Consider the following 19,723-nt stretch of genomic DNA (forward strand, 5'->3'; position numbering starts at 1 on the left):
TATCACCTCAGACCGTCAAATCATTCTCAGATTTTATATCAATTGCCTCTTTTAAAAGCTTTTGAAGAACAGCAGCAAAAACGGCAATCACCATGGACGCAAAAATCAAGGCCATTCCGATGATTATGATGCCTGGGGCATCGTCTTTCTCCGCTATCAGATAAAAGAGCGGCATGCCTACCACAAACAAGCTGCTGATTATGGTTGCACAGTTTTTTATATTCTTTAGAACGCGTACGGATAATTCCGAGAAAGCTTTGTTCTTGTCAATATAGCCTAGAAGCTTATACGCCTGATACAAAGCAAAGTAAAACGGTATCGCGGTTGCATACAAATCGATGAAAACAAGATATCTCAAATAAGTATGATCTGGATACAATTCTGCAATAAATTCCGCTATCTCTGGTACCACAAATATGCACAGAGCTAGAACTGGAATTCCAATAAGAATTACAGCAATCCTTAAAAATAATGTGGACCCTCGTTTCATAAAAAAGCACCTCACTTCATGATTATGAATTTGATTTTAGCAATTTATTTATCGTTTTGCAATAAATAATTAATGTTTATGATTATATTTATATTGTTATACTGATATCTCCAAGGAAATACTTACATTGAAACGAAATCAATCTGAATCACCTCACTTACTGCCCCCCCTTACTACCACCTAAAAAATACACCCTAAATACGTGGGTGTATTTTTATGATTATTCAGTTCATTTTTCTATATAAGTTCATGGATGCCTTTAGTTATTTAAAATGGGTATTTCTCCAAGGAGTTTCTTCAGGTTGATGGAGTCCCACGGCAAATGCTCTGTTATACCTAACCCAACGACATCGGTTTCTTCTGATAGTTCTTTAATCAAACGCAGTAGTTGAGGCAATTGCATGGTTCCCTTAGGAGATAAATTAAAGGGTTCTTCCGGGTTGGCGAATAATACCGAACGAAAAGCCTTCGGATCAAGCACGTCTAAATCAAGATGAATAGCCAGATGTTTAATGCCGCTTTCTTTGATCCATTCTTTTATAGATTCAGTGCTGCTCGCTAACTCCTTCGTTCCGGCCGTTCGAATACCAAGCCTTTGAATCATTTCCGTGTCCGGTTCTGTAGGTGCAACACCTAATCTTTGAAACGCTTCAGAAATTACAGCAACTTCTTCTTCTGTAGGAGCCGCTAATCCCGCAATAAAGACATTTTCAGGTTTTAGCGGGGTTTTCACATGTTTTGCGAACTCCTCATCTCCTTCTCCCAAAAGATTCCCGAGAGGTACTGCGTGCCCGTTATCATAGCCGACATAATTGACCAAATCAGAGTGAGCATCGATCCATACCAAACCTAATTCCCCACCGTACCGTTCGTTTAAATAGGCAAATGGAGCTTGTTCAACTAGGCAATCACCACCAAACATGATAACGCGATCCGGCTGATGAGCCTCAATAAGATGATGAGCAGCCTTTAGCTGTTCAAGCAGCTGTTGTCTTCCATTCATACCGTTCTCGTTTTCGAGCGGAGTTCCATCATAAGCTTGAACAGGTACACGGATAAGGGGTTGATCATTGTCCGGAGCTAGCCAAGCAAGCAGCTCGGCTCCAAAAGAGTAGTTCGGGTTGTTTCCTCCTTGCCATTGTGGCATTAACAGACGTATTGTTTTTTTAGTCATTTCTTTCTCTCCTTTACATCAAAGTAAGGTTAGTATAGACTGAGCACAAATATAAAAGTAGTACGCACATTTATGATAGGTACTACCCGAAAGGATAGTGTATCAGTATGAGTATGGAGGAATTTAAAGGTAAAGTTAAGAATGTCCAAGACACACCTTTTGGTTATACCATTTCGATTATTGGCGGCAAATGGAAAATGGTGATTATGTACCTCTTGGCTGAAAACCAAACGGTTCGCTTTAATGATCTGAAAAGACAAATAGGAGCGATCACTTACAAAACATTGAGCTCACAGCTCAAAGAACTGGAAGCGGATGGTCTGGTGACACGCAAAGAATATCCTCAAGTTCCGCCAAAAGTCGAGTACAGTCTTACAGATAAAGCGGAAACTCTATTACCCATTTTGGAACAGTTATGTGAGTGGGGAGTAAAGAACCAACATCATTGAGCCCTATTTTCTTGTTGCAAAAAAGCCGCATAAAATGCGGCTTTCATGGGTTGATCCGTTGAAGCAGAGAATTAAAGTCGTAAAACGGTTATTAGCTCGTCGTTTTCGATTTCGCCGTTATCACGGAAGCCGTAGCTTTCATAAAGCTTTTTGGCGGCTGCGTTATCAGCCTTATAAGAAATCCAGCAGTAATGTGCAGGCCCCGCAGGAAAGGTACGGACAAATTCCAAGATTTTTTTCATGGCTTCCCGACCATAGCCTCTGTTCTGGAATTGCTTGTCAATCATCAGCCGCAGGATGCAATAGCTGTCGTCTGCGATTGTCGGAAGTTCATATCCGGTGATTCTGTAGGTAATCATAACAAAACCAACCGGCTGCTCATCCGCGTAAATGGCAAATGGAAATGGCTGCCCCCCATTGGTTGCAAGGACATAACACGAAGCCACGCTCGATAAATTGGACGCTACGAAGCGCCGTTGATCTTCTGAGACCTCCAGATTAAATATGGCACGTCGGTTTTCCAACGTGATTTTCCTGAGTGTTATCATGCAAGGTTTCTCCCTTCATTATCTTGGGTTGATCGTTGCGCCGCGGTCGCTTGTATAACATACAATTTATCCAAAAAAAGTAATAGACTTATATTGAAATTTTTTATAGACTATTATGTATCCATGCCTTTTTTAGGTTAGTATGAATCAACCGGCACATTATTGTGCCGGTTTTATTTTTTTGCTCATATAAGCTGCGTTTTAGCATTCCTGTTGATGGATCAACCAGATGAACGGTATCCCATTTTCATCGTTGCCGCTTATACATCTGTTACACCGCTTTCTGCTGACGGATATATAGAGGCAGAGGCTGAAGAGGCTGAAGATACATTTAATTAAGTGAATCCCCTTAAAGCAGACATTGTTGAAAACCCATAAGGGAAACTAATCATCTTTAGGGGGTTATGAGGAAGAAGCTATTTAACCAACTCCGTATAGACCGTGGTTCCGCTATTTGTAAGAAAAGGTGCTGAACATAGGGTTAGGCGGACACAGGTTCCGCTATTGCCTGCAAATCACAGCAAAAAATAAGAAAAATCCGAGAATAACGGATTCTGTGTCCGCGAATCGGTGATTTCGGTACAGTTGTTGGGAAATAGCGGATCTCCTGTCCGCATACAGCTATGCACACCGTATATAGCTCTGTGCAGACCGACACATCGCACACCACATACAGCTATGCACACCGACACATCAGTGCACTCCACATACAGCTGCACACTAACTCATCAGACGCACGCCACAAACAGCTGTCCACACGGACACAATAGCGCACTCGCATATAGGTGTGCACACATCACATCAGATGCAATCCCATACAGCAGTGAATACCGACACTTCAGATGCACACCACATACAGCTATGCACACCGACACATTAGCGTACGCCACATATAGCTGTGCACACCAATACATCCTTGCACACTATCCATCAATTGTCCGACGCGTTCACATTAATGAATCGGATTCCAGCTCTTTCGGGAAAATGGGGCTCCGCGCTTATCCATTCTATCCTCTTATTCAGTCTGTCCGCTTAGCCATTGTATTAGCGGAGAGGCTTTTGATATTATAGAATCTGGATCATGCGTCGGTTCAAATTGCGGAAAGAAGTCAGGAAACATGGCAAGGTACTCCCTTACACACCATCGAACCGTCCAATTGATATCCGTTGACAATGGAATCCACTTGGAACCTTCATTTTTCCTTGCGTCTTGCAATAATGCATAGGCATACCAACCACGGACGCCGCCTTCCGATTCCTGAGCTAATCGCTCCCAGAAAACCTCTCGCTCATATTCGTTTATGGGCTTTTCCAAAGCACAAACAGCGATTTTTCTTACGATTGGCGAGCGATCGAATGAATATTGCCATAAAAGGTTCCGTGAGCAAAGCTGCCTTTCCACGAGAGTAGATAGGGATATCGCCCTTTTGATGTCATCTTGGGAATGTAGTGCGATATGTGTGTCCCTGATCCGCAGGGACCGTAAAGCTCCTTGGGGTTGATTCGTTATCTGACCCAATTCAATTGCGGTTTTTGTTTTGGCGACGTTAACCCTGGGGGCTAGATTATCGTAGCCATGTATACGATCACCGTATGTCGTCAACGCAGTGCGTAGAGTTGCTGCATCTAAACCTTGAAATGTAGACATTAGGTATGCTACGACTCCGGTTACGAGTGTTGCTGCGCCTGATGTTCCCTCATAATAGGAAACGACATCTGCTTTTTTAATGAATTCACAAAAAGGAACGGTCAAGTATACTCGTGGTGCTAGAACGTCAGGCCTGAAGTGCCCCTCGGCATTTCGTCCATACGGTTCATCGGGAAATGGTACATGGATGTGGCGCTCTGCGTGGCCTCGGTCATTGTATCCCCCCACGGCTAGATATTCGCGAGGCGGCAACATATTCGCTGTTCTCGTATTCCCATTTGCACAGACCACAAGAACCCCACTTCTAACGGCTGAAGCTAGTGCCTGAACCGTGCTGTTTTTGCTTGTGCTTTTTAGATATACCTGATGATCTAGTGCATGCCATCCCGTACTTAATATGATTCGAATATTCCATTCTTTCTGCTTATTCAATATCCACTCGATCCCGGCTTTTAATCGTTCTCCTTCCCCAGTCTTGAACGCCCCGTGATTAAGCACGATATAATGTGCCGCCGGTGCAATGCCTATATGCGTTTTTCCTTGGAAAACAAAAGGTTTATGAGATAGTGCCAATAGTGTCATCAACCCATGCTCACCACTAGCGTCTTCATGTTCAAGGGACTCTTCTAAAGCAATATTTCGGCATGTAATGGAGAAGTCGTCATGAACGGTGACGTATTGTAATCGATCGCCTAAATGCTGAAGTGCAGGATGAGGGGTAATTGTATCAATGATGACGATACCCATGTTTTTCCCGGATTCCATAAAATCCGGAGCTTCTGAAAAGCCTAGTCGTGCCCACGTAGGTTCAGGTAATACTCTCATGGATTCATGCTCCTTCTAAAGCAATATACATCTTTAGCTTATTGCTTGATCATTCATTTGGCTAGTTGAATGAAGTAACAAAAAACAACCCCGAACCTAATATATCTTCGGGGTTGCAGTCTATAATAACATGTTTATATGTCGCTGATACGATTAAGCGCTATCAATTCTTTTAGCCCTGATCCTCTTCATAAGTAAATGGTTAACTTTCACTTCCTAGCAGCATTCTATAAGCGGTCCGAAGCCATTTTTGAAAATATGTACTTTTATGGAGCAGCATCGCTTAGCCGAGTGACATCATAACCATGAGCGGAACGCTGACCGCGCTGAAGTAAAACGTGTTAAATGCCGCCTTGTGGAAGGAAGACTTCCCAGCAGCTCTACGTAATTATCGAAACCCACAAAATAGCCGTCTACCGTTTAGGGAAGATAATTTAAGTAAAAAGTGGAGAAATATTAAAATATCTTAAATAGTGAACGCGGCCAAAAAATCCAATCCCTTCACCCCTCAAATCACATCAATTATGTTCCAACTGTAGCACGCATGTTTATACTCGGAGCACTTTTACGAATAGTCGTTTGACTACGCCTAAAATCTGAGGTTTCGCCCATGAAGAAGATATGAAAATCGTGTACATCCCCAGACGGTTTCCTCCCCATAAATCAGTAATGATGCCGTTTCCGATAACGGCTGTCTCGTTACTGCGGGTTCCGAGTAGATTCAATGCGGCTAAAAACGCTTTTTTCTTCGGTTTACCGGCTTCGAACAATGCTGGAATCTCATGGATCTGTCCATGGCCATGCATCGGAGGTTTGCTGTTAGAGACGATGATCACCTTGATTCCGTATCGGGACTGCATGTTATTCAGCCAATCTTTCATCAAATCTGTTATGGATTCAGCATTTTTCGTCGTTATGGTATTGGTCCAGTCAAGGATGATCCCTTTAATACCTGCCTGCTGGAGTGTTTCTCCGTCAATCTCATATATCGAGCGCGCAATTTTCGATGGTTTAAAAATAGACATACATATCCTCCACTACCTTGATATAAGTGAGCCAATCGTGTATAGATTGCCTTCATTCTGTTAAAATCATACTTTTGAACAATCATTTCTCTTAGATGGTCTGTATGTTTAGTTTCGCCTAAACAAAAAAGCCGCGATTTCCGCGACTTCAAGAGCATGTTTGTTTTTTCCTTCCGACAGGTAAGGATACTCGCTGCCTGAACGACGTAATGTTCCGAATCGATATCGCACTACACATGACGTGTTCCAACGAATCGTCTACAAGGCACGACGTCGATCATGCAGAACGAGCAGAATGATCATAATCATCATTACACCTAAGATGACACCGGCCTCTGTGGTCAGCATCCGCAGCAGCGGGTACTCTGGCGAGAACTGCGAATCGGTACGAATAGCGGAAAAGAGATTATAAGAGAACAGCATGCCCGACGAAATCCAAGCCAATGCCATCGGGTACAGAAAACGCTGCGACCCACGCTGGGAAGTTAGCACCAGCAATCCCCACGCCCCCGCGATGGACCACGCTCCGGTACTAAACGTCAGCAGATGCCACCACACATCACGATCGTCCAATCTGGCCGGATCCATGCCGAGGGTGCCTCCAGCAGCCCAGAACACCTTAATGGTACCTAGCAGGATACAGCCTGCTCCAACCAGCCTGGACAATGTATGCTGCAGTACCCAAGTATTACCGGGCAACCTGCTATAGTCAATCGAATCACCGAACGCCTCCGGCCACCGTGTCTTCGCATACCCTGCGAAGGCGAGAGGCAGACAAATGCCGATGCCAACAAGCGAGACCATGACAAAGAATTGTTCGTACACCCAAACATCGGCTGCCCCTGCTTCCTGATCCCGAGTCATAGCTGCCGGTCCTAGCACCGGTGCCAAGACCAGCATGGGAACGAGCAGACCCGTGCCAACCCATACGGGAAAGGCAATCAGCCATGCAGGCAGGCGTTCACCCCACGGCCTGGTGAACGCCAATGCCAGTAGAATTCCGATCGCCGCAAGCACTGCGGTAGCTGCGTTGATCGCACGCCAACTTACATCTCCCATTTGCTCGGTTGGTATGAAGTAACCGAGGCTCCATGCCAGTTTAATCAACAAATACGGCGTCACCGCTAGGGCAGCGCCATAACCACAATTTCTACGCATCTTTGTCCATCGCGCTGTCTGGAGCTCTGCTGAAACTTTTATATGCTCAATCTTCATGTTGGTTAACTTACCTCCTTAATAACTCAGCCTTCACTTTACACCCCATTCTACCTCCCTTATCGAAAGGCAAAGTGACCTCAAGTTTAAGTTTGGGTTAATTTCGTTTACGTGAAGCTGTAAACTCTCTATCCTGGATAGGTAAGCCAACGCTCAAAAAAAGAAGCTTGTAAAAGTCATTCTGAGCGACTTGTACGCAGCTTCTTCCCTGGTCTTTGAAAGAAAACGTTACATATATTCCAATAACAAACATAAAATCGATAACGAACTCGCATTCGTTTCAGATACTGTTACCTTCTCATGGCTTAATCTGTCTCGTGAGTTATAACACTCCAACTGCTATCAATCCAGATATAAAACGCACTTCCGTCTGCGTCGGATTTCATTTCCCATTGCATCCCCATCTCCTTGGCCATCATCGATACAATGGACAAACCGATCCCTGCGCCTTTTTCAGGCGTCTCGTTGCAGACGCCAGGGCCCTTATCGTTGATGACCAGCATCAGCTGCTTCTCACGATCAATCATTTGAATGCCGATGTAGCGACCCGCTCCCGCATGGCGTACTACATTCTGAAACACATTGTCCAGGATCCGGTTAAACCACAATGGATCCACATCCCATAATAACGTCTCATCAGGAAGCTCGACAAAGACATCAAATCCCTTAGCCTCGAATACTGGATACCACTGAGCCACTCGATTCCGGACTTCTTCTACGATATCAATCGGCTGTTTGTGCAGCGGATACTTCCCCGCCGATAACAGTGTGTATGACAGAAGATTATCCATCAGATTACTGATGTCGTCCAGCTTATGCTCGATGACAGAAAGTGAAACCTGTCCCTGGGGAGAAGCAGGATTATTGCGAACCGTATGGACATGTTGCCTGATGACAGTTAACGGGGTACGAAGATCGTGGGAAATCGTTGAAATGAATTGCTTGCGCAGTTCCTCCTCCTCCCGCTCCCGTTGTTGACTTTCTTTGAGCTCCTTCACCATCCGATTAAACGAGCCTTCGAGTTCTCCAATCTCGTCGTTCTTCATAATCGTGACTTCGTCGGGAATTTCTTTCAATCCATTTACGGTCATCGTGGATTGGAGCCTGATCAGTCTTTTGCGAAGCTTAATGAAGAACAGCCATGACAGCATAAAGAAGCATACACAAATCATTAGAAACAGAAAGATGAGCGGCAGGTTTCCCGATAGCGACATCTCTGCATCAAGGATATGGGAATCCGGGAGCCGCATCACCATAAAGCCTTGCTTCGGATCGTTTCCGATGAGGGAGGTTAAGAACAGCGTTTCTTGATAACGGTCTTGCGCTCGAATCGAGAGAATATCCTCATAAGTCCATTGCTCAGGTATATCTTCCGAGAGGTCTCTGACTGCATTCGTCCTCCCTGACGGGTCTACCCAAAATATTTCAGCATCCGGATAGTCCTCGTTCAACTCTCCCAGTCTAGAAATAATCCTATCCCTACCTGCACCGTCCAGGTTGTCTGCCTCCTGCTGCCACATGCGGGTTATCTCTTCCGGACGATATACTGGATGATCACTAAACATATAACCAGGTAAATAAAACAGGGCTGGTATGATCGGCCATAGCAATAAGGCGGTCAAAATAAGGATCAGGTATTTGCTCATTAACGAGCCGCGGATCTTCATGATCGCACCCGGTATCCTACGCCGCGGATGGTCTCGATAATTTGGGGGGAGCCGGAATCCAGCTCGATCTTCTCTCGCAGATGCCGGATATGCACATTCAACGTCTTGTCTCCGTTCAGATGCGGCTCGCCCCATACGGCTTCATAAATCTGCTTCTGGGTCAAAATATGATTCAGATGGTCCAGGAAATACATGAATATGTGAAACTGCTTACCTGTAAGCACAATCTCTTCCCCGGTTACGGAATTCCATATACGGCTTCCTGTTCGGTCGATGATTAAATGCCGGATCAGAAGCTGTTCCGGTTCCGCAGTGACGGAGCGCCTGAGCAGGACTTGAATCCGGGCAGCCAACTCATCCGGATGAAACGGCTTTGTCATATAATCATCGGCAAAAGACAATCCGGTAAGCTTATCCTCGATTGCGGTTCTGGCCGTAAGCATCAGGATGGGCACAGCGGGATTGATTCGTTTTAGCCGCTGACCGACCGTGAATCCGTCCAGACCCGGAAGCATAATGTCCAAAATGACAAGATCGCAATGTTCCATTGCTGCTTCCACATCATAGCCTGAACTCTTCCATATCACCTCATAGCCCTGACTGATTAAAAACTCCTTGGACCAGGAACCGATTTCCTGATCGTCTTCAATGTACAAAATAGTAAATGTCTTCATCGTATGATGGACTCCTAAAAGTAATATATAGGTAGTCTAGCATATTATGGCTGTCAGGAGATCGGGAAATCCATCGGAAAAATCACGTAAATCACCAAGCATCGTCATAAGTTCACAACATGGATTTGTTAATGTTATCAACAGCCGGGAAAATCAATGCAGACACTGGCAATATTCATACAAGTTGGAGGATGAATCGGACGGGGTCTTATCGACTTCATCAGGCGACAGATTAACACATACATGGGAAAGGAACGGATTGGATATGAAAACAATCGATATCGTAAAAGAAAACCTGCTTTTCATTCTCGGTCTGGGCGCTTTAGCGCTTGTCAGACCCATCATGAAGATGACCGGGATCATGGAGCTGATCGGCCAAGCATTCGGCAGCATTCTGATGACGGTTCTCATCTCTTTGGCCTGGCTCATGCTCGTTCTATTCAAAAGAACGGCTTATCCCGTTGTCATTCTTGTTTTTGCGGGTTTGAGTTATGCCTTATTTGCTACCATTATCAGCGGGATTACCTCTCCCCTTATCGATGGAACATTGCAAGGTCCATTAACGAATCCGCTGGCAATGATAAGTGTCTTTGCAATAAATGCGGTTTGGGGCTTAATCGTTGGCGTAATAGCCAATGTACTGCGTCGTAAAGAGTAAATAGTCGATAACAAAGAAATGGCGGCATAGGGGAACCCCCTGCACCGCCATTTCTTTATATGCAGCAGCTATTTGACCCCAACTAGGGATCACGCATACGGGTATACCACTTCTGAGAACCCCCAACACCTGCTATGTTGGACAAGTCATGTGAATCCGTAATCTATACCACTGCCTGTTTCATGTGATGAAATTCCTCCAGCGCTTGACGTACGGCTTGAGGCGTATCGAGACGAAGTATGCGCTTCGCCAGCTCGCGGCATTCCTGACGATCCAGAGTAGCGAGCCTTTCCTTGATCCGGCTGAGACCACTTGCCTCCATGCTCCATTCGTCGAGCCCGAGTCCGAGTAAGAGCGGTGCCGCGAGCGGATCACCCGCCATACTTCCGCACATGCCGGTCCATTTACCGGCCGTGTGGGATGCCTCAATGACCGTGCGGATTAGATGAAGCACGGCTGGATGATAATAATCGTACAGGTGCGCGACATGTTCATTCATGCGGTCCGCCGCGACCGTGTACTGCACAAGGTCGTTCGTACCGATGCTGAAGAAATCGACTTCGCTCGCGAATCGTTCCGCCAACACGGCCGTTGAGGGAATCTCAACCATGATGCCAACTTCCATCTGCTCGTCGAACCGGATGCCGTCCTGCCTCAATTCCGCCTGCACTTCCGTCAGGATGGCTCTTGCCTGCCTCCATTCCTGCAGGCCGGAGATCATCGGGAACATCACCTTTACCGTACCGAATGCGCTGGCCCGCAGCACCGCCCTCAGCTGCGTGCGAAGCAGCTCCTGGCGGACAAGCCCTACCCGTATCGCACGGTAGCCCAGGAACGGGTTCGCTTCCTTGGGCAGCTGCAGATACGGAAGCTCCTTATCTCCGCCGATGTCCATCGTGCGGATGATTACGGGGCGGCCCTCCATCGTCCGGGCCGCTTCCTGATAGGCACGGAACTGCTCCTCCTCGCCCGGCATGGCCTGGGCGTTCATGAACAGGAACTCCGTGCGAAACAGCCCTACGCCGTCCGCGCCCTGCAGGACGGCGGTCGAGGCTTCCGCGGCGCTGCCGATGTTCGCCGCGAGTTCCACGCGCACGCCGTCGGCGGTCACTGCCGGGCGCGCCGCGTACGCCTCGAGCGACTGCCTGCGCTCGAGGTCCTGCAGCATGCGGAGCCGATACTGCTCCGCTTCTGCCTTGTCCGGCCGGGCAACGCACAGCCCGGCGGATCCGTCGAGGACGAGCGTGTCGCCGTCCTCAATGCCGTCGACGCCGACCCCAGCGCCGACAATAGCCGCAATCCCGAGCGACCGTGCGAGAATAGCGGTATGCGAGGTCGCTCCTCCAGTGCGAGTAATAAAACCGATCACCAAGTCAGGGTCCAGCTGAACCGTATCCGATGGCGCCAAATCGTCGGCAACCAAAATTACCTGTTCGGTGATACCCGTAAAGCCGCGCGAATGCCCTGGCGACAGACAAGCGAGAAGACGATTGCCGATGTCACGTATGTCTGCGGCGCGTTCCTTCATATAATCATTGTTCATGCCTTCCAACATGGAAGCGACCTGACTCACAATTTCGGCAACGGCCTTTGGCGCTGGCTCCAGCTTCTCCCGAACCCGCGTCTCCATCTTCGGATAGAAGGCAGGATCCTCCAGAAGCTTCCGCTGCCCCGCAAGAATACCGGCTTGCTCTTCGCCCACGGCTTCCTTCGCTTTTTCCGTCAGCGCATCCAATTGCTCCGCACAGCTGGCTTTGGCTTCACGGAGCTTGATAAGCTCGGCATCGATAGCGGCCGGTGTATCGGGAATATCCTTCTCATCGGGGCTGCTGTCGCTGCTTGCCCCCTGCGAAGGCTTGTAGATGTATGCCTTTGCGATCCGGATTCCCTCCGATACGCCGATTCCTTGAATATGCAGCTTCTTCATCAGGCTTCACCAAACTTGCTTTCGACTAGCTGTACCAGTGCTTCGACTACCTCTTGTTCTCCATCTCCATTAGCTTCGATGGTCACGACAGCCCCTTGTTCAATGCCGAGCGTCATCAGCTCCAGCATGCTTTTGCAATCTGCGGAGCGTCCTTCGCTAGTTCTCAGATGAACCTCTCCTCCAAACTGTCCCGCTTTTTCCGAGAAAAGCTGAGCCGGACGGACATGAAAGCCCTGCTCATTCTGTATGGTTACGGTTTGTGTGAACATGTCTTTCCTCCTCATCCTGTAACGGCCTGCCGAGACAATTTTCTTGCAGAAATCGCAGTTACGGCTTCACTCTTCCGTATCCCTGACGTTCGCGTGCTTGATCTTTGCCAGGCGGCCTGCTTTATTTATTGTTCAAGATCCTGCTCATGGGCAATTCGTATATATGCTAATAATGACTGCTTCCCGCTTAGGTAGGATGATTTTCGTTTTCGGACTTACGTTCATTTCGGAAGCTAAGCTATTTCTCGCTAAGCTCATTTTATCATGCCAGTAAAGCGATCCGTCCTTTATAAGCCTCAACCAGCGCTCTGTTGTGTTCATCGGAACCATCGATATTTCCGCTGAGAAATACAGGGGGGTTGAAGCCTTTTTCAATCATAATCTCAATAGATTCGGCGAACAGGGAGTTCAAAATGAGGGCCCCGATCACCGTCGAGCTCGGCGTAAAGGGTACCTGGAGGCCCGGATGGCTCAATACGGCATCGCCCTTGACCGAGAAATTGTCGATCACCAGATCAACGGCATCCGCCAGATGCTTGCCGCTGCTGTGTCGGGAGGGCATGCTTTTGGAATATTCCAGAGAGGTAATGCCTACAGTAAAGGCCCCCTTCTCCTTCGCCATCAAAGCGACATCTACAGGAACGGGATTTCGCCCCGAAGTGGACAATACGAATACAATCTCGCCTTCGCGAATATCCTGCTTCTCCATAAACTCAACGGCAAGATCGTTTTGTCTTTCCAGCTCGGACGACCGGACCGCGCCTTCATGAAGCATCAGCTTCTCAACCAGAATCGGACGAATCGGTACAAGTCCGCCTGCTCGGTAAAAGACTTCTTCGGTCAATATATGTGAATGTCCGCAGCCGAACAAGTGAATAATCCCGCCCTGCTGAATACAGGTCGCTACCTTCTCCGCCGCTTCACGGATCGGCTTGGCCTGCTCGGTTCGAACTTTGTTCAACAACCCGCCAATCACATCAAAATAGGTGTTCATCATCGTCTTTTTCACCTCGTTGTTCCTGTAATTGCAATGCTATCTGTTCTCTTCCGGTTGATCATCGGTTGACAATGCTCTTTTAGCCCGGAGAACCATCCCGGCCATCACTTCCAAACTGCGCTCGATGATTTTCTCCCCCTTCTCCCTCGTTGCCAGCGTTGCATCCCCAAGCACGGCAGTGGAAGTCATTTCCTCCCACGGCGTTGGCGTGCAATCCGCTTCGATCGGGATCTGCGGGGCACCATCGATCGCCTTGCTCATGTCCACATATTCGCCCGCGAGATAGAGCATATAGGATGTCTCGATTTCATCAGCATGCATATAGCTCGCGTGCGCAGCCGAAGCTTCTCGTACCAAAGCCGTTACTTCCTTCGTGCCAGGGTAAAAGAAGTAGAACACTTTTAGTGCGGGCACCCGTTCGTATAACACTCTCGCAGCTTCCTTCAGTGCAACCGCATTGCCGAGATGGCCGTTCACCATGACGAAAATGCGGAATCCTTGCTGGTACAAGCTTTCGCCGATATCTGCTAACAGCCGGATGAGTGCTTCATTTGAGACGTTGATGCTCCCCGGGAAATTGCGCAAGCTCCACACCTGGCCATAGGGGAGGGTCGGCAGAACGAAGCTCTCTGTCCGTTCGGCTAATCTGTCCGCGAGTCTGGTCGCGAGCAGGTTATCCGTGCCCAGCGGCAGATGGGGACCATGCGCTTCAACGGCACCAATAGGAAGGATGGCAGCACGGAATTGGCGTATTTTATCCTTCACCTCATCCGAATTTTCGAGTTCGAATTTCATAGTGGCACCCCCCTTACTTTTTAAATGAAAAGCAGTTGGCCGGGTTGCTTACGAAAAATTTCTTCACCAGCTTTGGTCCGTCAAAGCCGTTTCGGTTCGCCTCGTCCACAAAGCGCGGTACCCATTTGGAAATAATGTACTCCAGACCGAGACCCTGATCGTAATGCTTGTAGTAGGTTTTCCGGGCGGTATCTCCGCTGATGAGGATTTGATCTTCGAAGCCTTTGCGGACAAGCTCCAGAATAAGCGAGATTCGGGTGCTTTCCGGTGCATACTTGATCTTGCCGATACCGTCGAAGCTCATAAAGGCCCCCGTTGCGGCGATCTGCTCGTGATAGTACGGGTCGGGATTGCGGTCCATATGCCCCAGACTCAAAAAAGACAGATCCACACCTTCGCTCTTCAGGAGCCCGATTTGCTCCAGCGCCATGGTGCCAACCTCGGTATGGGAATGAATGGGCGCCTTTGTCTCATGATGAGCGCGCGCTACAGCACGCAGCGTCTTCTCCTCCAGAGGCGTAATGCGGTTATAGCCTGTCCCGAATTTAACCTGGCCTGCTTTGAAAGACGTTCCCTCCAGCCCTTCTTCAACCTCCCGGATGACGAAATCCGCCAGCTCGTTGATGCTTTTTGCTTCAATCCACTGGGCGTAGGTTTCATAGTGGCCGATCAGCGGTTTAAGCTCCTCTTTGATTTTGGCGTCCCACAGAAAGCTTTTGTTGAAGCCCGCCGTTCCTACAATATGAATGCCGGTTTCAACTGCGATTTCCTGTACCGCTTGAACATCTCGTCCATAATCGATGGCTGTAGCGTCCACGATCGAGCGTCCGCCGTGTTGTTTGAAGTCAAGAACGTCGAGCTTGGACTTCTCTTTATCGTCCAGGAGCAAATCGTCCTCGCCCCGTTCCTGCCAGTAGGCCGGACGGCATACGATATGTTCGTGGGAATACGTAAAGCCCAGTTTCTCTTTGCTGATATCTCCATGTAAAGTACGAATAAAGCCCATATCGTTTCTCCTCCACTCTCTATAAAATTGGAACCTGGCCAGATCTCTAAAAATGCGTGTTCAACATTCAAAAAGTCAGCTGCTTTTTGAATAACCTCTAGAAGAACAGCTTCGCCAGGAAGTGCAGAATCGGCCCAATGATGAACATATCGGAATCAGCTGCCCACATGGCCGTATCCGGCACCGTCGAGGCGATAAAGAAGCGAACCATCAGAAACTGTCCCCAAGCGACCACGGTCGAAGTGATGAAGCCGCCAATAACAGCTCCGCGGACACCGCCTGTCGAATTCCCGAATACCCCCGCCGTAGCCCCGTGGAAGAATAAGACGATCATCGTTGGCACGAAAATGTATGATACGGTGTTGCCAAGTACAAGCAGCCAGATAATCGCTCCGGCGAAAGCTCCCAGGAAGCCAAGAACCACCGCATTCGGCGCGTAAGGGTATACAACCGGCGCATCCAGTGCCGGTTTGGCGCCTGGTACCAGTTTAGTAGCGATCCCGTTGAAGGCCGGAACCAGCTCGCCGACAAACATCCGGACCCCCATCAGAACGATGGCGATTCCGCCTGCGAATGTGAACGATTGGATAATGGAGTAGATAATAAAGTTCTGGTCACCCGATTGTTTCATCAGCTCCGCAGCCGCCGGCGTGCCCTTCGTCGACAGAATAATGGCTCCGATCAGGAACAAAACCCCCATGCTGAGTGCAGTGATGACGTTGGAATCGCGAAGAAACTCGAAGCCTTTGGGTACTTTGATTTTCTCGGAATCGTTGTTTTTGTTGCCGAATAATTTACCGAACAAGGCAGCTAGCAAGGCAACCGAGGCCGAGGTGTGACCAAGCGCAATGTTATCGTTGCCCGTAATTTTACGAAGGAACGGCTGAACCAGCGCCGGCTGGAATGTCCAATACACACCAAGGACGACAGCGACCATAAGTACCAGCTTCCAGATCGAGATGCCGCTGGCCGCATGAACGATCACGCCAGCAAAAACGGTCGACGTCCAGAACATCATGTGTCCGGTCAGGTAAATAAATTTAAACCGGGTGAAGCGTGCCAGCAGAACGTTGATCAGAAAGCCGATGAGCATGGCGAGCGTAACGGCGCTGCCGAATTTGGAATTGAATGCCTCCTGCCCCATGAAGGTACCGAGGGTTCCGCTCTCCAATCCGAAGACTTCCTTCCACATCGGCTCGAATACATTCAAGGCTTTCACGATAACATCAGAGCCTGCACCGATGATGAGGAAGCCGATAATCGCTTTAAAGGTGCCGCTTACAAGCTGGCTCGTTGATTTCTTCTGAAGCAGAAGGCCGACCAGAACGATGAATCCGAGCAGAATGGCGGGCGTTCCAAAAATGTTGGTGGCAATCCAAAAAAGTACGTCCATATGCCCTCTCCCTTTCTAATGGTTTACAGCACTTCTTCCAGCTTCTGTTTGATTTCGTTAGTGTCGAAATAGTTGTTGACGATCACAATTTGGGCCGCATGCCCTTGAAGGCTTTGGGCCAGCTCGTTGCTTGTAATGATATAGTCGGCTGCGGTTCCGGATGCCGTTGACACGTCCGTGTGCTCCACGTCGGCACTTACTCCCATACCGCTCAGGACGTTCTCCACATTCATTCTCAGAATCAAACTCGTTCCTTGTCCAAGACCGCATACGCATAAAATTTTCATTGTTCGTTCCCCCTAATGAGTTGTTGGATTGTCTCAACATCCGTTGCATGCATGAATTGTTCAATGCTGCCCGGGCTGCTCAGCAAGTCAGCTTGCGCAGCATGGCGATATGCTCCGAACTTGAGGAGCCGCCAAGCGCAAATACAAGCTGTACCGGGTCGTTGGCCGCATGGCCGAATACGACCGGTTTCTTCAATCTAATCAGCGAGACGGACGCTTCCTTCACCCCATCCTCCGCACGGGCATGCGGAAGTGCGATATGGGGTGCAAGAACAAAGTACGGACCTCTTTCACGATAAGATTTCACCATGGCGTCGGCATAACGTTCTTCCGCCGCACCCGCTTTCGCCAGCAGTTCTCCCGCTAAGCGGATCGCTTCTTCGGCCGTCTCGGCCTCAACATCCAAGGCAATTAGCGACGGTTCCAAAAATTTCATTCTCATCTCTCCCAAATCCGGTATTCTAATCGATGCTAAAGACCGGTGTGTAATTGCTGCAGTATCTCTTCTTTCGTCTTGGCCTCTTTCAGACGGATCAGGCTCTCCTTCTCCCTGAGCAGGATGGTCAGCTCCGACAGCGCTTTGAGGTGGGATTCGCCGTCAATCGCAGCCAGTACCAGAATGACCTGAACTTGATGCCTTGCTTCTTCTGAGAAGGCGACAGGTTCCTCCAGCCGCAGCAGACTGATGCCCAGCCGCCGGACACCATCCTGCGGCTTGCCATGCGCAATCGCGATACCCGGAGCAACGACGATATAAGGGCCTAGCGCCTCGACTTTGGAGATCATCGCATCAATATAGGCTTCATCGATGCGCCCATCCTTCAGCAGGGGCTCGGAGGCATCGCGTACAGCGCTCCGCCAGTCGGCAGCTTTTCTTTTCATTTGGATCATCTGTCCGGTGAGCAGATCCGATAGAGATGGCTTGCGTGCTTCACTCAGCCATGTTTTCCCAACGGACAAGTAATGGTTCAGCTCCTCCGTAAGACCTGCTTCGTCCCTAACCACGGCGTATTTATGGACGATATCGAGCAGCGCTTGAACCGAGTACGCCGGGGTCTTAGAATTACGGCCGGCAACCATGTTGACCTGGTTCAGCAGGTGCTCCTTATCCTTATCGCTGAGAATCGGATTCACTAAGAGAACGGGCACTTTGCTATCCGGCAATGGGACCGTTGAGAAAATAAAATCAACATGGTCTTCATCAAAGGACTCGTAATTCCGCAGTGAGAGCACGGCCGTAATATCCACTGCCGAGAAAAGGTTCTCCAGCTGCGATTTCAGCATTCGCGAAGCGGAAATGCCGTTGACGCAAACGATGGCTGCCTGTCGCCGTACGGCCGGCTTCGTGTTCTCTCTGCGCAGCCAGCCGCCGAAATGCATCGCGAGATATCCGATTTCGTTGTCGTCAAGTTGACGCCCAACCAATTGTTCGAACGGAGCCGCGGATCGGCGGGTCAGCTCGAACACTTCCCTGTACTTGGATAGGATATTTTCGAGCAGCGGATTTTCAAGACCGAGTCCGTATACGATCCGATAATAAGCCGGCTTCAAATGAACAAGCAGATTCTCTTCCATCGTTTCTCTGTTCGGCAGGAATACGCAGGCGTAACGCTGAAAATCATCCGTCATCTGTCTGGTCACTTGCCGAAGCTGCTTAAGCACCTCTTCGGATCCGGTCATCTGTTCCATCCGGTTAACCCTGGCTCCCAGTAAATGCATCGTAAAGTAGCAAATCTCTTCGTCCGGGATGGAGACGCCGAACATTTGGCCAAGACCTTCGGCAAGCCCTGCGGCAACTTCGTACTCCGGTTTCCTCCGCAGCACGTTTCGTTCATCTTCATCTATCGAGATAAACTGTCCGGTCTGAATCCGCCTTACATATAACAGGAACCGTGCCGTCAAATGAAATAACATCTCATCCGTCAAATCTACGCCCAGCGTTATTTCGCTATCCGAAATCAGGCGATACACCCGCTTCAGGTGACCTGACTTCATAGGGGGAAATAAGACTTGGGCGAGATCCGGACTTTCCGATTCCGGATTCCGGTTAAATATCTGTTCCCAGCCGGCATGACCGAAAATCTGTCCGAAGTATTGGCTCAAGGCCTTCCGCTTGTCACGTTCCTCCCCATGTACGCCATAGCCCCGCTTGCGGTCATAGGTTACTTTAAGTTTCGAGATCTTCATGTCCGACCGGACCATATTCAAATCCTTGAGTACGGTCCCTCGGCTAACCTGCAAAAGGTCCGTAAAATGATGAACAAAGAGCGGAGCCTCCGCCGATAACAGATAAAGCGACATCCAGGCCATTCTTTCCCGTGGGGACAAATAATACTGCTGTGTTTGAGGCTTCCCGGTCGACTGCGGAAGACCGGACCGGCTTTCATCCGGCAAATAATAGCCGACTGTCCTGACGTATTTGACCGGCGGAAGATGAACCGCTTTCAAGTAGTCGTTTATTTTTTCCATATCATAATAAACGGTTCGTCTGGAGATACCGACCTTCTGCATCAGTTCTTCCAGCGACACATAATCGGCTGCTTCATGAAGCAGCGTCAAAATCCGGGTACTTCTTTCGTCCAGGATACGGCATCAACTCCTTTGCCGTTTAGTGTGGTACCTTTTGCAATTCGATTATACCCACAGGCATTTCATGAAAGACAGTTCAATTCATGG

Annotated in this window: 19 protein-coding genes and 1 pseudogene; 3 read left to right on the top strand and 17 right to left on the bottom strand. The window is 48.8% G+C overall.

The window, feature by feature from the left end; all coding sequences use genetic code 11:
- Positions 1-7 precede the first annotated feature (7 nt).
- Together MKX98_RS18605 and MKX98_RS18610 are read right to left on the bottom strand one after the other, a co-directional pair.
- The gene (locus tag MKX98_RS18605) at positions 8-490 is read right to left on the bottom strand and encodes a DUF2975 domain-containing protein (protein ID WP_194543076.1); all 483 of its coding nucleotides are present in this window, start codon (positions 488-490) and stop codon (positions 8-10) included.
- Between the two features lie 259 nt (positions 491-749).
- Complete coding sequence (locus tag MKX98_RS18610; RefSeq protein ID WP_194543077.1) at positions 750-1,664, bottom strand: arginase family protein; 915 nt, start codon at positions 1,662-1,664, stop codon at positions 750-752.
- Positions 1,665-1,771: 107 nt separating this feature from the next.
- Between MKX98_RS18610 and MKX98_RS18615 the strand changes: the two genes are divergently transcribed.
- Positions 1,772-2,113 carry a helix-turn-helix domain-containing protein gene (locus tag MKX98_RS18615; RefSeq protein WP_071220787.1) on the top strand — a complete coding sequence of 114 codons (342 nt, stop codon included), beginning with the start codon at positions 1,772-1,774 and terminating at the stop codon, positions 2,111-2,113.
- Between the two features lie 71 nt (positions 2,114-2,184).
- Here MKX98_RS18615 and MKX98_RS18620 read toward each other — a convergent pair whose 3' ends face one another.
- A complete protein-coding gene (locus tag MKX98_RS18620) occupies positions 2,185-2,661 on the bottom strand; it encodes a GNAT family N-acetyltransferase (protein WP_194543078.1) in 477 nt (158 codons plus the stop codon).
- A 216-nt stretch (positions 2,662-2,877) separates the two neighbouring features.
- Between MKX98_RS18620 and MKX98_RS18625 the strand changes: the two genes are divergently transcribed.
- On the top strand, positions 2,878-3,000 hold the full coding sequence (locus tag MKX98_RS18625) for a hypothetical protein (RefSeq protein ID WP_339217719.1): 123 nt from the start codon (positions 2,878-2,880) through the stop codon (positions 2,998-3,000).
- Between the two features lie 676 nt (positions 3,001-3,676).
- On the opposite strand, the gene MKX98_RS18630 is transcribed toward MKX98_RS18625, so the two are convergent.
- From MKX98_RS18630 to MKX98_RS18650, 5 genes are all read right to left on the bottom strand, one after another.
- Positions 3,677-5,134: a S8 family serine peptidase gene (locus MKX98_RS18630; protein WP_339217721.1), complete on the bottom strand. Its 1,458-nt coding sequence runs from the start codon at positions 5,132-5,134 to the stop codon at positions 3,677-3,679.
- Between the two features lie 548 nt (positions 5,135-5,682).
- Positions 5,683-6,159, bottom strand: coding sequence for a YqeG family HAD IIIA-type phosphatase (locus MKX98_RS18635; RefSeq protein WP_220684960.1), 477 nt, complete (start codon positions 6,157-6,159; stop codon positions 5,683-5,685).
- Positions 6,160-6,417: 258 nt separating this feature from the next.
- On the bottom strand, positions 6,418-7,359 hold the full coding sequence (locus MKX98_RS18640; RefSeq protein ID WP_339224519.1) for a hypothetical protein: 942 nt from the start codon (positions 7,357-7,359) through the stop codon (positions 6,418-6,420).
- A 320-nt stretch (positions 7,360-7,679) separates the two neighbouring features.
- Positions 7,680-9,020, bottom strand: coding sequence for a HAMP domain-containing sensor histidine kinase (locus tag MKX98_RS18645; RefSeq protein WP_339217725.1), 1,341 nt, complete (start codon positions 9,018-9,020; stop codon positions 7,680-7,682).
- Positions 9,021-9,037: 17 nt separating this feature from the next.
- Positions 9,038-9,715 carry a response regulator transcription factor gene (locus MKX98_RS18650; protein ID WP_220684958.1) on the bottom strand — a complete coding sequence of 226 codons (678 nt, stop codon included), beginning with the start codon at positions 9,713-9,715 and terminating at the stop codon, positions 9,038-9,040.
- 265 nt (positions 9,716-9,980) lie between these two features.
- Here MKX98_RS18650 and MKX98_RS18655 point away from each other — a divergent pair, with 265 nt between their 5' ends.
- Positions 9,981-10,373, top strand: a complete 393-nt coding sequence (locus tag MKX98_RS18655) for a hypothetical protein (protein WP_339217729.1) — start codon at positions 9,981-9,983, stop codon at positions 10,371-10,373.
- Positions 10,374-10,536: 163 nt separating this feature from the next.
- Here the strand turns inward: MKX98_RS18655 and ptsP are convergent, their stop codons facing one another.
- The 9 genes and pseudogenes from ptsP to MKX98_RS18700 all read right to left on the bottom strand — a co-directional run bounded on the left by ptsP (position 10,537) and on the right by MKX98_RS18700 (position 19,606).
- Complete coding sequence (gene ptsP / locus MKX98_RS18660) at positions 10,537-12,300, bottom strand: phosphoenolpyruvate--protein phosphotransferase (RefSeq protein ID WP_339217731.1); 1,764 nt, start codon at positions 12,298-12,300, stop codon at positions 10,537-10,539.
- Positions 12,300-12,569 (bottom strand): HPr family phosphocarrier protein, encoded by a 270-nt coding sequence (locus MKX98_RS18665; protein WP_260068352.1) that lies wholly within the window; start codon positions 12,567-12,569, stop codon positions 12,300-12,302. Before MKX98_RS18665 ends, ptsP begins: the two co-directional genes overlap by 1 nt.
- 262 nt (positions 12,570-12,831) lie before the next feature.
- On the bottom strand, positions 12,832-13,566 hold the full coding sequence (locus MKX98_RS18670) for an SIS domain-containing protein (RefSeq protein ID WP_194544834.1): 735 nt from the start codon (positions 13,564-13,566) through the stop codon (positions 12,832-12,834).
- 36 nt (positions 13,567-13,602) lie between these two features.
- A complete protein-coding gene (locus MKX98_RS18675) occupies positions 13,603-14,361 on the bottom strand; it encodes a creatininase family protein (RefSeq protein WP_339217736.1) in 759 nt (252 codons plus the stop codon).
- Between the two features lie 13 nt (positions 14,362-14,374).
- On the bottom strand, positions 14,375-15,367 hold the full coding sequence (locus MKX98_RS18680) for a phosphotriesterase (RefSeq protein ID WP_339217738.1): 993 nt from the start codon (positions 15,365-15,367) through the stop codon (positions 14,375-14,377).
- Positions 15,368-15,464: 97 nt separating this feature from the next.
- Positions 15,465-16,760: a PTS ascorbate transporter subunit IIC gene (locus MKX98_RS18685; RefSeq protein ID WP_071220774.1), complete on the bottom strand. Its 1,296-nt coding sequence runs from the start codon at positions 16,758-16,760 to the stop codon at positions 15,465-15,467.
- Between the two features lie 23 nt (positions 16,761-16,783).
- A complete protein-coding gene (locus MKX98_RS18690) occupies positions 16,784-17,047 on the bottom strand; it encodes a PTS sugar transporter subunit IIB (protein ID WP_113058962.1) in 264 nt (87 codons plus the stop codon).
- Positions 17,044-17,483, bottom strand: a pseudogene (locus MKX98_RS18695) (PTS sugar transporter subunit IIA). The gene MKX98_RS18690 and the pseudogene MKX98_RS18695 overlap by 4 nt, the downstream one beginning before the upstream one ends.
- A gap of 35 nt (positions 17,484-17,518) precedes the next feature.
- Positions 17,519-19,606 carry a BglG family transcription antiterminator gene (locus tag MKX98_RS18700; RefSeq protein ID WP_194543091.1) on the bottom strand — a complete coding sequence of 696 codons (2,088 nt, stop codon included), beginning with the start codon at positions 19,604-19,606 and terminating at the stop codon, positions 17,519-17,521.
- Positions 19,607-19,723 lie beyond the last annotated feature (117 nt).

The sequence above is a fragment of the Paenibacillus sp. FSL W7-1332 genome (genome assembly GCF_037969785.1).
GTDB lineage: Bacteria > Bacillota > Bacilli > Paenibacillales > Paenibacillaceae > Paenibacillus_AQ.